Genomic DNA, 13,970 nt, shown 5'->3' with positions numbered 1-13,970 from the left:
GTTCTGACTCGCCGAACCCATCTGCGAATAATTCGAGAACAACCCGAAATTCATCGAACCCCACCTGGTCCCGGTGTCGTGGGTGGTGGCGTACACCAACTGCTGACCGTTGTACGGAGCCACCGTGAAGTCCTTCAACGACACCCAACCCGACCTCGGCTGCGCCAACGCGCCCGTCGACGACCACCGGTACGTCGACGGCAGGTCGCAGGTGTTGGTCGGCGGTGGAGTCGTCGGCGGCGGGTCGGTCGGCGGCGGTGTGGTCGGCGGCGGGGTCGTCGTGCCGCCGGTGCAGGTGACGCCGTTGAGGGCGAAGCTCGTCGGGTCCGGGTTGCTGCCCGTCCACGACCCGTTGAACCCGAACGACACCGTGCCGTTGGTCGGGACCGAGCCGTTGTAGCTCACGTTCCTCGCCGTCACCGCGGACCCGCTCTGCGTCAGCGACGTGTTCCAGGCCTGCGTGACCGTCTGCCCGGCGCCGTAGGACCAGGTCAACGTCCAACTGCTCAACGGATCACCCAGGTTCGTGATCCCCACGTTGGCGCCGAAGCCGCCCTGCCACTGCGACGACACCGCGTAGCTCACCGAACAGCCCTCGGCCGCGGCGCCGGCCGGCAGCGCTGCGACGACTGTCGACGACACCAGTAAGCCGACGCCGGCCACAACCAGACCTGCGCTGGTGGCTCTGGATCTGGTCATATAGCACCCTCCTCGCGGGATGGCGGCCTACACGGTGGTGGTGGATGGTCACTGATTGAATGTGAGCGTTAACAGGCCGCGTCAGGTATGTTACGGGAGCGCTCCCATGCACTCAACACCATCTATGCATGCTTCTCGGCGACGGTCGACTTTCCGGAGCGGCCGGTCCGGGAACGCCGCCTCTCAGGCGACCGTGAGGGTGAGGACACCAAACTGGTCGCTTCGCTGCACGAAATGCGGCAGATAGAACTTCCACGTCACCGTCAGCTGGCGCCCGGCCCGCATCGAGGCCGGCACCTCGGCGACCATCTCGAACACCGCGCTGCCGCCGGCGGCGATCTGCGGAAGCGCCCGGCAGTTCAGCCGGTACAGCTGGGACGAGTTCACCGCGTCGTTGCTCGCGTCGCCGAGCGAGAACAGTTCCATCAGGTACGCCGGGCAGGGGTCCAACGCGAGAGGCCTGTCGGTCGGGTTGGCGAGCGTCACCCGGAAGGTGAGCCGCGACCCGGCGACGGCGGTCGACGGCCCCTGGACAGCGACGGTGAGCCGGTCGAGCGGCGAGGACGGGGGCTTCGACACCGCCACCGGGTCGGTGAAGCCACTCGCTGACAACGTCGCCCGGGCGCGGGGATTGGCCCCCTCCCCCTGCGGGCAGCCCGGGCGCTCGTCGGCGGTGACCGGCGCACGCAGGGTGCCACCGTCGTGCGGCAGCTCGACCGCCACCTCCACCTGCCCGACGGTCGGCAGGCAGAACGGCCCGGACCAGTCCAGACGCAGGCTGGCGTGACCACCGGCCGGCACGGCGACGACCCGGCTGCGACCCTCCTCGTTGATGCCGTGGGTGTAGAGCATCGGGATCTCACGGCCACCGACCAGCATGGTGGTCGGCACCTCGCCCTGCAGGGTGCACTCCACCTTCGACGAGTTCCGCACGTCCACTTCGCCGATGAGCTTGCCGATGGCGGCGTCGAAGCCGCGCGGCTTCTCGCCACCGGTGCCCGGCCGGGTCCAGCTGGTGAGCCGGCCGGTCAACTGCTCCGCACGGCACGGCTCGCTGCCGGCGGCCGGCCGCCTCGGCTCGGCGGGGCGGCCGTTGAGGTCCTCGTCGGTGATCTTCAGGTCTGCCCAGGGCACGCTGCCGTCGGCGAGCAGCTCGGTGGGCACCGGCTCCGCGACCGTCGGGTCCGGGCGACCGGGCTGGGTGTTCGGCTCGGCGCAGGCCCCCGCCACGGCGAGGACGATCAGCAGTGGCACACATAGTCGACGCATGCCGTCACCCTCACCCGAACGGACCCCACCTGACCTGAGTAGCCGTGCTCAGTGACGATCAGTCTTCGGTGGGCCCGGTCGCCTCGACGGTCGACACGGGCGTGCCGAGCTCGACGGTACGGGAGACGGTGCACAACCGATCGTGCGACTGCTTCAGTGACCGGGGCAGCGCCGCACGGGCCTGGTCGCCGTCCGCGCCCTCCGGGAACGTCACGGTGAACTCGACCCGCAGGTTCTGCATCCGGTTGCCGCCGGCCTCATCCCGGATCTTGTCACCGGTGACGGCGACGGCGAACGCGGTCGGCTCCGCGCGGCGGCTGGTGATGTGGTCCACGTCCACTGCGGTGCAGCCGCCGATGGCGGCCAGCAGCAGCTCCACCGGCGTGAAACTGCCGTCCTCACCCGTGCCCAGCGACACCGACCCGCCCCGGACGTTCCGCACGACGTAGTTGCCCAGGCTGGTGCGCTCGATCGCCACCGAACGGAAGGTGTCCTCAGTCATGACTGAAACCTACCGGCATCCGTGATCAGGAGTACGTGAGATGCAGCGTCATCCCGGCATCGGCGTGCGCCAGGTTGTGGCAATGATTGGCCCACATCCCCGGGTTGTCGGCCCGGAACGCCACCTTCCACACCTCGCCCGGACGGACGTCGAACGAGTCCAGCCACAGCGGGCTTCCGGTCGCCGGCTCTCCGTCGCGGGCCAGCACCAGGACGTGGTGGCCGTGCAGGTGCCACGGGTGCACGACCTGCGACCGGTTGACGATCGTGAACAGCACCACGTCGCCCAGGCGGACGACCTGCGGTGGGATGTCCGGGTCGGCCGCGCCGTTGACGGTGTGGGCGTACCGGGGCAGCAATCTGCGCAGGTCGAGGCCGCGATCGAGAACGAGGGTGAACCTCCTGTCGAACCGGGACCACGGCACCGCAGCGGACGCGCCGTAGCCGAGCGGATCGAGCACCGGCCAGGCACCGGTCGCCGTCGACACCGGGCCGGTCGAGTAGACCGCCCGTCCGTCGACGAACAACGACACAGCTGTCGCCGGTGCGTCGAAGACGAGGTCGTAGCGACCCCCGGCCGGAATCAGCACGGCGGTGTCCACCAGTGGCGTCGGGCCCCGCAGGTCGGCGCCGTCGATCGCGGCCACCCGGAACGGGGTTCCAGCCAGGGCGTACCGGTGCGTCGTGCTGTCGGTGTTGATCAGCCGTAACCGCACCGGCACGCCGGCCTCGACCCGCTCCACCGTCGGCGCGGGCAACGGACGGCCCGCGAGGGTGTGCACCGGCACTGTGACGTCGAGGCCGGTCACCGGCCCCGGTCGCACCACCAGCACACCGTAGAGACCCATCCGTACGCCGACGTCGGAGGCCGAGTGCGTGTGGTACCAGTACGTCCCTGCCTGGTCGGCGCGGAACCGGTAGACGAACTCCTGCCCGGGCCGCACCGCCGCCTGCGTCACCCCGGGCACCCCGTCCTGGTCGTTCGGCACGTCGTACCCGTGCCAGTGCAGCGTGACGCCGCGCCCGATGTTCCGGTTGCGCAGCGTCACCTCCACTACGTCGCCGACCGTGGCGGTCAGCTCCGGTCCGGGTACCTGCGCGTTGAACGCCCACGCCGCGACGTCCCGGCCGCCCGCGTTCACAGTGGCGGTCCCGGCCGTCAGCGTGAACCGTCTGGTGGGTTCGGCGGAGATCCGGGCCGCCGCCGGAAAGCCATGATCGTGCGGCACGTCGGGTGCCGCCCCCGGGGCGACGGTCAGCCCGGTGCCGGTCACCAACGCCACGGCAGCCACCACGACGGCCACCCTGGACACCGGCGCGGACGGTCGCGCGCCGAGGGCACGCCCCGAGATCACCGTCGCCGCGACGACTCCGGCGACCGCGAGCAGCCCCACCCCCGCCGACGCCGGATAGCCGTGCAGGATCGTCACGAGCAGCGCGCTGCTCGTGGCGTACCCGGCGAAGAGCAGCGGAACCGCGACGGCCCGGATGTCTCCCGCGGCCCGCAGCAACCGTGGACCGGCGACGCCCACCGCCGCGAGCGACAGGGGGGCCGCGATGAGGACCTTCTCCGCGGCGAACCACCAGCCGGCGCGGGCGAGGGCGGTGACCGTGATCGCGCGGGCGAGCGTGGCGACCAGTGCGACGGCCGCCAGTCCCAGTGCGAGCGGGCGGCGGCGGGCTGCGGACGCGGCGCCACCACCCAACCAGGCTGCGGCCGCGAGGACCGCGATCACGAGGTCGGCCGCGAGCAGCGATCCGGTGCTCACGCCGGCTCTCGTTCCTGGGGAACCAGTTGGGCTTCTCCGGCCGGTACCGAGAGGCTCAGCTGTCGCGCTGCCCGGTGCACACCGACCACGACGTGCACCGCGATGATCCCGTTGAGCGCGTGCAAACCACCGATGATCAGGCCGAATGGTGTGCTGACACCCGACGCGTCCGTGAGCGCCTCGGCGAGCATGGCGATGAGCGGCTGGAGAACGACCAGGCCGATCGGCAGGACCGCCAGCCCGATGACCCGCCCGGGTGCCTTCGCCAGCGCGGCGAGCAGGGCGGTGAGCACTGTGAGCACCGGGATGACCGCCATGCCGTTGACGCTGTGCAGGGCGTACGCGTCGTCGCCGGTAGGTCTCGTGAACCCGCCCACGGCGGCGAAGACGAACTGCAGGGCGAACGCGACGAGCAACACCAGGGTGCTGACGAAGAATGCCTTACGCATGGGTTACCTCCTAGCGATGCGCCGAGGCCAGGGCCTGGGCGACGTGATCGGTGGCAGTGATCGCCCCGTACGCGACCAACCGCACGAGGTCGGCGTCGGCCGGGTGGGAGAGCCGCCAGAGCGCGACGTCGCCCGGGCTGATCGCGCTGGGCGCGAACGCCGCCAGCAACGCGATCCGAGTCCCGATGCGGTCCGTGCCCGGCACGTCCCGCACCAGGTCGACGGCCCAGTCCGCGGGCCGGGCCGGGAACCGCCCGTCCTCCCAGCGCACGGTGGCCGTGACAGTCGCGCGCGCCACCTCGCCCAGCAGGTCCCCACCTCGGGTGGCGGCGTTGCGCAACGACACGTACGCGACGCCCACCGGGCTGTCCCCCGCCCAGGCCGGCGCTGCCGTCGCCTCGTCGTCGAGGAGCGGGAGGCTGCGGCCGGGCTCCTTCGGCTCCCTGGCCGCCCTGGCGTAGAACCGGCCGCCGACCGAACGTAGAAGTGGGGAGCGTTGCAGGCCACCGGGGAGCAGGTCGGGGTCGAGCAACGCCGACACGACCCGGTTGATGAAGTGGAAGGCGAGCAGGGTGCCGGTGATCTCCACGCGGTACGGGCTGGTCCAGTCGGCGGCTCTGGGGCTGCGGCTGGCCTGCGCCCACCCGACGAGCTCGGCGTGCCTCGGCTCGGGTGGCGTCTCACCCCGGGCGACCGCCTCGGCCAGCTTCGGTGCGCCCAGCGCGTGCAGCAGCAGCACGTGGGCGTCGATACAGAACTGACAACGGTTGGCCTGGGACACCGCGGCCGCGACGAGTTCACGGTCGACCCGGGGCGCGTCCCCGGCGAGCAGCGCCTCCCGCATCAGCGCCCAGGTCGCGGCCAGCACCTCCGGCACGGCCGAGAGCGCCTGGAAGGTCGGCAACGGCCCGAGAAAGTCGTCGCGCAACTGTTGGTAGACCGCCGCGGTGGGGCCGGTGGCCGCCCTCGTCGGCGTCGGGGTGAAGAAGCGGTATGTCATGGGCTCGATGCTTGTTCCGGCGGGCCGGGAAAGCGTCGTGCCGGCGCAGACACTTGCCGCGCCGCCGATACCGCACCCGTGGTACGCCGCAGGTACCACGCGTGCGGGATGCTCCACCGGCGACGGTCGTTCTACAGTGCGACCATGCGCCGTGACCTCCCGTACGCCCTCGGCGGTCTCGCCCTCGGCGTCCTCCTGCTCGGCAACGCCGCGCTCACCCCGGACGCAGCAGCAGTCGAGGTGCTCGACGTCGCCCTGGTCCTGGCCATGGCGGTGGCCCTGGCGGCGTGCCGGCGTTACCCGGTGGTGGCCCTGGGCGTGGTCACCGTCGCGATGCTGGCCGTTCACCTCCGGGTACACCCCGGGGTGTCCGCCGCGTTCCCCGTTCTCGGCGCGGTCTACCTCACCGCCTGGCAGGGGCATCGATCGGCCGCCGTCGTGGGCAGCATCGCCTTCCTCGGTGGCTTCCTGGCCCGCGACATCTCGATGGCGCCGCCCGGTCAGCCGGGTCAGTTGATCCTTGAGCGGACGACCCTGCTGCTCGGCTGGTTCGTGGCAGCCAACGTCGCGGGGCTCGTCGGGCGGCAGCGCCGGGCGTACCTGGAGCAGGTCGAACAGCGGGCGATCGAGGCCGAACGCACCCGCGAGGAGATGGCGTTGCGGCGTGCCGGGGAGGAGCGCCTGCGCATCGCCCGCGACCTGCACGACTCGCTGACCCACAGCATTTCGGTGATCAAGGTGCAGGCCGGCATCGCCGTGCACCTGGCCCGCAAGCACGGCGAGGCACCGTCGGCCACGTTGCTGGCGATCCAGGAGGCGAGCGGCGCGGCGATGCGGGAACTACGCACCACCCTCGACGTCCTGCGCGCCCCGACCGACGCCGATCGCGTGGGGCTGGCCCGGGTGGACGAGCTGGCCGAGCGGACCCGGGCGGTCGGCGTACCGGTGCAGGTGACCGTCACCGGTCAGCGCGGGGACCTGCCCGACGAGGTCGACCAGGCCGGGTACCGGGTCATCCAGGAGGCCCTGACCAACGTGGCCCGCCACGCCGGCCCCGCGACCGCGCACATCCAGGTGGAGTACGCCCCGGCGGGGCTGACCGTCGCGGTCACCGACGACGGTCGGGCGTCGCCGGCCGAGCCGCTGACCCCGGGCGTGGGCCTGCGCGGCATGCGGGAGCGGGTCAACGCGCTGGGCGGCACGCTGCGGGCCGCCGCGCACGACGACCACGGCTTCACGGTACGGGCCACCTTCCCACTGGACGGCCCGCGATGACAGGTCGACCGAGCCAGGCCGAACGGCGCCGCACCCGCCGGCCACAGGAGCCGGGATGATCCGGGTGCTGATCGCCGACGACCAGGCGCTGATGCGGGTCGGCTTCCGGGCACTGCTCGACGCCGAGGACGACCTGGAGGTCGTCGGTGAGGCGACCGACGGCACCTCGGCCGTCCACCTGTCGCGGTGTCTGCGCCCGGACGTCGTCCTGATGGACGTGCAGATGCCGGGGCTCGACGGCATCGAGGCCACCCGGCGCATCGCCGCCGACCCCGACCTTGCCGAGATCCGCGTTCTCATCCTCACCAACTACGGGCTCGACTCCTATGTGTTCGCCGCCCTCCGCGCGGGTGCCAGCGGCTTCCTCCTGAAGGACGCCGACCCGGCCGACCTTCTGCACGCCGTCACCGTCGTCGCGCGCGGTGATGCGCTGCTCGCGCCGACCGTCACCCGCACGCTGATCAGTGAGTTCGTGGCCGGCCCACCGCCGGCCGTACCGACGGCCGGACGCGACGTGCTGACCGCCCGGGAGCAGGAGATCGTCGAGCTGGTCGCCCGAGGGCTGACCAACGACGAGATCGCCGCGCGGATGGTGATCAGTCCGCTGACCGCCAAGACACACGTCAACCGGGCGATGACGAAGCTGCACTGCCGCGACCGGGCGCAGTTGGTCGTGTGGGCCTACGAGTCGGGGCTGATCACGCCGCGTCGTCGGTGATCGTCGGCGCCGACAGCGGAGTCGATCAACCCCCTTGGGAACACAAGGGAGGGCGACGCACTAGCATTGCCGCCGTCCGCGACGGCTCTGCTGAATCGAGGCGACATGCGTTGGCTCCGTCGGTTGCTGGGCGGTAGGCGGGTCCAGCTCGACCCGGGACGCCAGCAGGCGCTGATGCACGACGTCCAGTCCCGGTACGGCCCCCACGCACGGATCCGGTTCACTGACCAGGTCGAGGCGCTCACCGGCTCGCTCGACAGCGACGACGGCCTGGTGGTGGCGACCCGGATCGTGAGTCAGGTCGCCGACGAGGCCCACGTGGACCTCCAGGCCCAGGCCCAGGAGATCCACCGACGAACGGGCCGGCGACTGCTGGTGCACCGCCGCAACTACCGGCCACTGTGGAAGGAGGCCGGGCCCAACCTACGCTGGCCGCTGTTCGCGTTGCCGTGCGGCTTCCACCCGTACGCGCAGGTGGCCGCCGCTGTCGCGGTGGTCGGCGGCCGGGCACCCCGGCTCGACCGGGTGACCGACCCGAACCCGCTGGTGACCCGCATGTTCGAGGTGCTCGACCTCACCACGTCGGGCTGGGAGTACGGCCGCGTGCGGGTGGACACCGACGCCGCCACGCTGGCCGATCGACTGATCGTCAGTACCGGGCAGGTCCTCGCAGCCATGGACGACCCGCCGCGACTACCGCCCGCCGTCCGGGAGCTGATGCGTCGCAACAACACCGTCACCGTGCACGACCCGGCCGGCCCACGGGCGGTCGGAGGGATCAACCTGGGCGCACGGATGCGGGAGGAGTTCCTGGTCTGAGCGCCCCCGGCGCTACCCGAGTGCACGGTTGTGAAGAACAAGATTCGCGGCTGTGGTGGAACGCGCATCGTCATGCAGCCACTGGAGGATTACATCGCTGAGCAGGTATTCGTTCGACTCGACTCTCCGGCGCTGCGTAAGGCGATTGCGGCGCAGGAGAGCGGCGACGATCCCACGGCTGAGCTGCGAAATAAGATCCTCGATGGCGAGCGCAAGTTGAAGGATCTTGCCTACGAGAAAGACGACGGGCTGATCTCTGATCAGAAGCACCGCAACCGTCGAGCACGGCTAACGGACCGACTGGAAGCCAACGCCTAGGCTCGGGATGCCGCGCTTCGGACACACCAGCGGACCAACCTGCCCTCCGGTACCGAGCTGCGTGCGATCTGGGGCGATCGTGACGACACCTGGAAGCGGACCATCCTGGCCTCGATCATCGAGCGCGTCGAGATCGGACCACACTCGATCATCCCCGAGACCGGACGGTTGTTCACCAGCGCTCCCTCACGACGACGGGGTGATGACGAGGAAGCCTGGCGTCAGCGGGTCGACCTCCACCGCGCGAAGGTGTTCGCCCGCCGGGTGGTCGTGACCTGGCTGGTGTGAGGTGTCCCCTTCACGATGGCTGGTCACGTTCCGCCCACCAGATTCTCGTGGGAGGACAAGCACGACGGGACCGATGATCACGACCTGATCCGTACCGGCACCCTGGGCGACTGATGCGGACGATGGTCGCGTACGTCCGGCGGTCCAAAAAGAACCGCAAGCGCCCGGACGATCCGGCGTACGGCATCGAGGCGCAACGCACGGCCACCCGCAACGCTGCCACTGCGAACGACTGGCACCTGGTGTGGGCGCCTGCCGACGATGGCGCTACGGGTGCCCATACCCACCGGGAGGGTCTGACGTGGGCGCTGGCCCAACTCGCAGCCGGGCAGGTTGACGATTTGGTGATCGCCAAGCTCAACGGGCCGTCACGGTCGGTGGCCGACTTCGCCCAGGTGCTACGGCTGGAGAAGAAACAGCGGTGGTCGGTCGTCGCGCTGGATCTTGGCATCGACACGCCTACCGTCAACGGTCGTTTGGTGGCCAACATCGTCATGAGCGTTGCCAGGTGGGAGCGCGAAATCATCAGCCAGCGCACAGTGGAAGCCCTCGCGGAGGCCAATGAATCCGGCGTCAAGCCGGGGCGACCCATCCTCGTCCCCAAGCCCGTCATCCTGGCGCATCCGCCGACTGCGCTCCAAGGACCACACGCTCAGCCGATCGCCGACCAGCTCAACGCCGATCAGGGGCCGACCACGCACGGTGGCAACCGGTGGCACAGCTCAACGATCCGAGGCGTTCTCAGCCGGTCCGGAGGCGACCCCAACGCCCGGACCCACCCACCGACACCCGCCGGTACGGCTTAGGCCGTCACGCGACGGCTGTGAGCCCTTTTCCGCCCCGGTTGCCCGACCGCCACGGGTGCCGGGGCGGATCGCAGCCCGGCCTTCATGACGAAGATCGACCGTCGAGCGACGGCGTCGCCCTGGTTGTTGATCTCGTATCCGTCGAGCCACACCCACCCGTCGTAGGTGATCCAGTCGAGCTGGCGGATGACCCGGAACTTGATGGGGCGCATGAACTGCACGCTGGCCGCTCGGTCAATGATCAGCAGGTCGCCGGCCTTCACGCCAGCCACCCGAGGAACCGGCGGTGCAAGGCAACCTTTGGGGCCCAAGACATGTCTTGCGTAGCTGCCACCAGGTGTGAGCCCATGTAGATCCGGAGGGCTACCGGGGAAGCGGCGTACTCCCCCAGCAGGTCAACTCGGCGTGTGGCACAGGGCCATGGGCGCTCGCATGTCTCGCACAGCCAGAGCGGCAAGACCGGGCCGTGAGCGGTCATCAGCGCCCACCTGGCCAGGGGCCTCGGTTGATCGGGATCTTGTGTCTGGCCCGACATGGCAGCTCGTTCCCGCACTTGCATACGTTCCGCCACTTGATCCACGACCACACCGGCTTATGCCTGCGAGCCATGATCATGGCTACTGCCGTCAGATACTCCGCATACGGGACGCGTCGGGTCATGCGTCCACGGTCGTCGCCTCGGTTGGATTAGTCAACTGGCAATAGCCGAAAGGATAGGGCGAGTCGCTTTACGTTCGGGCTATGGACCGAGGGCCAGGTCAGCTCATGGGGCCGTACGAGATCGCGGAGCGCCTGGGCGTCTCGCGGCAGCGGTTCCAGCAGCTCGCCAGATACCCCACCTTCCCGAAGCCGTACCAGGAGCTAAGAGGCACGAAGGTCTGGTTGGCCGAGGACGTCGAAGCATGGATCAAGAAGTACCGCCAGCCACGCCCAACCGAGGACGACACACCGGACTGACCGGGCAGGCTGACGGCCTGCCCGGCCACTCATCACGGCTTACCGACGCCACCAGCGGAACAGCTCGGATACAGCCTTCACGATCGCGGCGCGGTCTTTGGATTCAGCACCCCTCAGGGCGATACCGGCCACGATGACTTTGCCGGCTACCGGAAGCCCTACGAGAACCGCAGCGACCAGCGGGCTAGCTGCGGCGATGTGCTCGATGCTGGACAGTCCCACTGCTTACCTCTCCTCACTCTGGTCGAGTGAGGCACGCAGGGCTCAGCTCGACCAGCACGCAATGACTGGTGAAGCCGAGGTCCTGCGCCGATTGAGCGGGATCTCAGAAAGTTCGGGTTCTTGCGGTAATGCTTTCAACACTGACCACCTTCGCCAATCGGCAACGGGGTGGTCGACCAGGACATAGCTCCTGGGTTGAAGATCATCTCCCCTCGACCCACCGCCTTGTGGGTCACTCTTCGGCACCATAACCGAAGCTGGCAGTGCGGCACCAATGCGAAGGGCTTTCAGTTCGCCGTGGTGCGGGACTCCAAGGACCTGCGGGGACCGGCGCTCTCCTGCGCTGACCAGGTTCCTCGGCTCGCAGCCCTCTTGGGCATGCCTGACTCCTGGGCGCCTGGTCGAGGCGGCCAGTGCGAGATTGGTTGGTTCCTCCGCTTCGAGGCGTGACGTCTTGGCTGGTGCCGGACATAAGCACGTAGGGGGTGTGATGGACGCTGCGAAGGAACAGTTCACCGAGTTGTACGAGTGCCATCACGGTGACGTGTGGCGGTACGTCGCTCGCCGGGTGGGTGCGTCTGACGTCGGTGACGTTGTCGCCGATGTCTTCCTCGTCGCCTGGCGGCGTCTGGACGATGTGCCGGTCGGATCGCCGTTGCCGTGGTTGTACGGAGTGGCGCGTCTGGTGTTGGCCAACGAGGCCAGAGGCCGTCGGCGGTGGCAGGAGCTGACGCTGCGGGTGGCAGCGGAGCCTGATCGGACGGTGCAGGTGGATCACGCGGACGGTGTTGTCAGCCAGCGTGACGTCGCGGTGGCCTTCGACCGGTTGTCCACCGGTGACCAAGAGATCCTGCGACTGGTGGCCTGGGAGCGGTTGGCGCCGACCGAGGCGGCGGCCGTACTGGGTCAGTCACGGGCAACGTTCGCGATGCGGCTGATGCGAGCCCGTCATCGGTTACGAAGGCAGCTCGGCGTGACCGGGGTTCGGGCGGGGCGGACGTCGAGCACAGCGCCATCGATGTCGAATTGGGGTGGATGACATGAATGCCGTGGACGAGGTGCGTCAGGTGTTGGGTGGCTTGGACCCGGCTCGTGCCGCCCCGCCATGCGATGACAGCCGTCGCGGGCAGGTTCTGGCGCTTATCCTCTCCGACGACCGCAGAGCAGGCACCGCCAGGCGAATGATGCCGCGACGTCGGCTCGTGCTGGCCGCGGTCAGTGCAGTAGTCGTGGCGGTGGCCGGTGGTGGGGTAGCGGTTGAGCTGTACCGCCAGCCGGAGCCGGCCTATGCAGCGACCCCGGTGATGCTCACCTACGGGCCTCCGGCGACCACGGAAGCGGCTAGTACCCGGCTTCGGCGGCTGGCCGCTGTGGCGGCGCAGCAGCCGGTGCCGCCGCGGCCCGCCGGGACGGTGGAACACTTGGAGTCGACAAACTGGTTCCTGAACTCCTCCATTTCCGGCGGCAGGACTGTATCCGGTGTGGTGCCACAGCAGTGGCGGTCCTGGCGGACCGACGACGACGCGGGCCGCATGGTCAAGAAGGATCTACCGCCGATCTTCCGTTCAGACGCTGACCGTAGGCAGTGGAAGAAGTGGGGCGGTCGCGTCGGGTCGTCGGAGGAAATGCACGACTACGCCGCCGGGGAGTTCTACAGCGGCTTCCGCGGTGCGGTCCCGACGGACGCCGCCGCACTGCGCGGCTGGCTGAGGGCAGGCGGGTCCGCCCCTCAGGCACCGGTCCAGTACTTGGAGGACGCCGCTCAACTCGCTGGGGTGCGGCTGCTGAGCCCGGCTCAGCGCGCAGCGGTGCTCACACTTCTGGCCGACCTCCCGGGTATCACGGTCACCGGCACCGTCACCGACCGCGCCGGACGCACCGGCGAAGCCTTCTCCATCACCACTGACGCTCACGGCCTGCCCGCCCAATACACCATGATCGTCGATCCACGCTCCGGTGTGCTGTTGGGATACGAGGAGGTGCTGACCACCACCGCGGGCAAGCTGAACGTGACTATCCCCACAGTGATCACCTACCGCTCGTACCTCATAGCCGGGTACACCGCCGCGCCACGCTGACACTGCCCCAGTCGGGCCGCTCCACCTCGACAGCGCTGGCAACACGCATGATCTGCGGCACCCCATGGGCTAAGCAGCGTTCCATCGGATTGGCCGGGCTACGGTCGCAGGTCAATGGAACAAGAAGCCGAAATGAGTGCGTCTCGCGGCTTTAGGAGGGATGACATGGTTCACCGATGGCCGAGTTCCTGCCATCCGGTCCATCGCCAACCGTCGACGTCAGGCCAGGTTGCCACGAGCCCGGCGGAGAGTACGCCGCCGAATGCCACGGTTCCTTGGTGGGATGCGTAGGCGATCCAGTCGTGATGCTCGTCGATCCAGAGACCCTCCGGCCCGGTGTACCTCGGGGCGACGATCTCCACATCTAACAGGTAGTCGGCCCCATACTCGCGTAACTCGGCTACACGCCGCCGGCCCAGCTCTCGCAGCACTCGGCGAACCTGATCAACGCCGTCGCTCTCCCACATCGACTCCCCAGTCAGGACCAGGACGTCGTGCGGGACCGAACTGCTCAGCAACGGGTGCCACCAGCCGTTCTGCACCCCCCATCGCCGTTGCAGGGCTGTCCGCCAGGCTGATGATTCCTCGGGCGTTAGCACGGGACTCCGTTTACGTCGGGGGTTGTTCCTGCTCTCCATTCTGGTAGGCCCGGCCGTCAGCCATGGCCGTAGCGGCGGGAGTTGGCTGTTCCGATCGCCGTACGTCGGGCCGGCGTCCGCGATCTGACGAGGAACGACTGCGGGACTTTCCACCGCAGCCCAGTTACGAGCCGGGGATCCGGGGAGCCGACACTCCGTTCGAG

16 protein-coding genes are annotated in these 13,970 nt (G+C 69.3%); 8 read left to right on the top strand and 8 right to left on the bottom strand.

Features of this window, described 5'->3' with window-relative positions; translation table 11 throughout:
• The 6 genes from V6U86_RS30885 to V6U86_RS30860 form a co-directional block, all read right to left on the bottom strand.
• Positions 1–699: non-reducing end alpha-L-arabinofuranosidase family hydrolase (locus V6U86_RS30885; RefSeq protein ID WP_334509556.1), on the bottom strand; the 699-nt coding region annotated here is incomplete at its 3' end.
• 183 nt (positions 700–882) lie between these two features.
• Positions 883–1,968, bottom strand: coding sequence for a hypothetical protein (locus V6U86_RS30880; RefSeq protein WP_334509554.1), 1,086 nt, complete (start codon positions 1,966–1,968; stop codon positions 883–885).
• 58 nt (positions 1,969–2,026) lie between these two features.
• On the bottom strand, positions 2,027–2,470 hold the full coding sequence (locus tag V6U86_RS30875; protein WP_334509551.1) for an OsmC family protein: 444 nt from the start codon (positions 2,468–2,470) through the stop codon (positions 2,027–2,029).
• A 25-nt stretch (positions 2,471–2,495) separates the two neighbouring features.
• Entirely contained in the window at positions 2,496–4,238 is a 1,743-nt protein-coding gene (locus V6U86_RS30870; RefSeq protein ID WP_334509548.1) for a multicopper oxidase family protein, read from the bottom strand.
• Entirely contained in the window at positions 4,235–4,687 is a 453-nt protein-coding gene (locus V6U86_RS30865; protein WP_334509546.1) for a DUF6220 domain-containing protein, read from the bottom strand. Before V6U86_RS30865 ends, V6U86_RS30870 begins: the two co-directional genes overlap by 4 nt.
• A gap of 10 nt (positions 4,688–4,697) precedes the next feature.
• A complete protein-coding gene (locus tag V6U86_RS30860) occupies positions 4,698–5,687 on the bottom strand; it encodes a carboxymuconolactone decarboxylase family protein (RefSeq protein WP_334509544.1) in 990 nt (329 codons plus the stop codon).
• Between the two features lie 144 nt (positions 5,688–5,831).
• Between V6U86_RS30860 and V6U86_RS30855 the strand changes: the two genes are divergently transcribed.
• From V6U86_RS30855 to V6U86_RS30835, 5 genes are all read left to right on the top strand, one after another.
• Positions 5,832–6,962 carry a sensor histidine kinase gene (locus tag V6U86_RS30855; protein ID WP_334509542.1) on the top strand — a complete coding sequence of 377 codons (1,131 nt, stop codon included), beginning with the start codon at positions 5,832–5,834 and terminating at the stop codon, positions 6,960–6,962.
• 55 nt (positions 6,963–7,017) lie between these two features.
• Positions 7,018–7,680, top strand: a complete 663-nt coding sequence (locus V6U86_RS30850; RefSeq protein WP_334509540.1) for a response regulator transcription factor — start codon at positions 7,018–7,020, stop codon at positions 7,678–7,680.
• A gap of 105 nt (positions 7,681–7,785) precedes the next feature.
• Positions 7,786–8,499: a hypothetical protein gene (locus tag V6U86_RS30845; RefSeq protein ID WP_334509537.1), complete on the top strand. Its 714-nt coding sequence runs from the start codon at positions 7,786–7,788 to the stop codon at positions 8,497–8,499.
• 30 nt (positions 8,500–8,529) lie between these two features.
• Complete coding sequence (locus tag V6U86_RS30840) at positions 8,530–8,817, top strand: hypothetical protein (RefSeq protein WP_334509535.1); 288 nt, start codon at positions 8,530–8,532, stop codon at positions 8,815–8,817.
• Positions 8,818–9,227: 410 nt separating this feature from the next.
• Complete coding sequence (locus V6U86_RS30835; RefSeq protein WP_334509533.1) at positions 9,228–9,911, top strand: recombinase family protein; 684 nt, start codon at positions 9,228–9,230, stop codon at positions 9,909–9,911.
• On the opposite strand, the gene V6U86_RS30830 is transcribed toward V6U86_RS30835, so the two are convergent.
• Positions 9,908–10,123 (bottom strand): hypothetical protein, encoded by a 216-nt coding sequence (locus tag V6U86_RS30830; protein WP_334509561.1) that lies wholly within the window; start codon positions 10,121–10,123, stop codon positions 9,908–9,910. The genes V6U86_RS30835 and V6U86_RS30830 overlap by 4 nt on opposite strands.
• Before the next feature lie 529 nt (positions 10,124–10,652).
• On the opposite strand from V6U86_RS30830, the gene V6U86_RS30825 reads away from it, so the two are divergent.
• The 3 genes from V6U86_RS30825 to V6U86_RS30815 all read left to right on the top strand — a co-directional run bounded on the left by V6U86_RS30825 (position 10,653) and on the right by V6U86_RS30815 (position 13,168).
• Positions 10,653–10,868 carry a helix-turn-helix transcriptional regulator gene (locus tag V6U86_RS30825; RefSeq protein ID WP_334509531.1) on the top strand — a complete coding sequence of 72 codons (216 nt, stop codon included), beginning with the start codon at positions 10,653–10,655 and terminating at the stop codon, positions 10,866–10,868.
• A 712-nt stretch (positions 10,869–11,580) separates the two neighbouring features.
• Entirely contained in the window at positions 11,581–12,129 is a 549-nt protein-coding gene (locus V6U86_RS30820) for an RNA polymerase sigma factor (RefSeq protein ID WP_334509530.1), read from the top strand.
• Position 12,130: 1 nt separating this feature from the next.
• Positions 12,131–13,168 (top strand): CU044_5270 family protein, encoded by a 1,038-nt coding sequence (locus V6U86_RS30815; RefSeq protein ID WP_334509528.1) that lies wholly within the window; start codon positions 12,131–12,133, stop codon positions 13,166–13,168.
• Positions 13,169–13,338: 170 nt separating this feature from the next.
• Here V6U86_RS30815 and V6U86_RS30810 read toward each other — a convergent pair whose 3' ends face one another.
• On the bottom strand, positions 13,339–13,710 hold the full coding sequence (locus V6U86_RS30810; protein ID WP_334509526.1) for a hypothetical protein: 372 nt from the start codon (positions 13,708–13,710) through the stop codon (positions 13,339–13,341).
• Positions 13,711–13,970: the final 260 nt, after the last annotated feature.

This window comes from Micromonospora sp. CPCC 205558, assembly GCF_036902955.1.
In the GTDB taxonomy this organism is placed as follows: domain Bacteria; phylum Actinomycetota; class Actinomycetes; order Mycobacteriales; family Micromonosporaceae; genus Micromonospora.
Note: the sequence above shows the minus strand (reverse complement) of the source record. Positions and strands in the feature narration are given on the sequence as shown.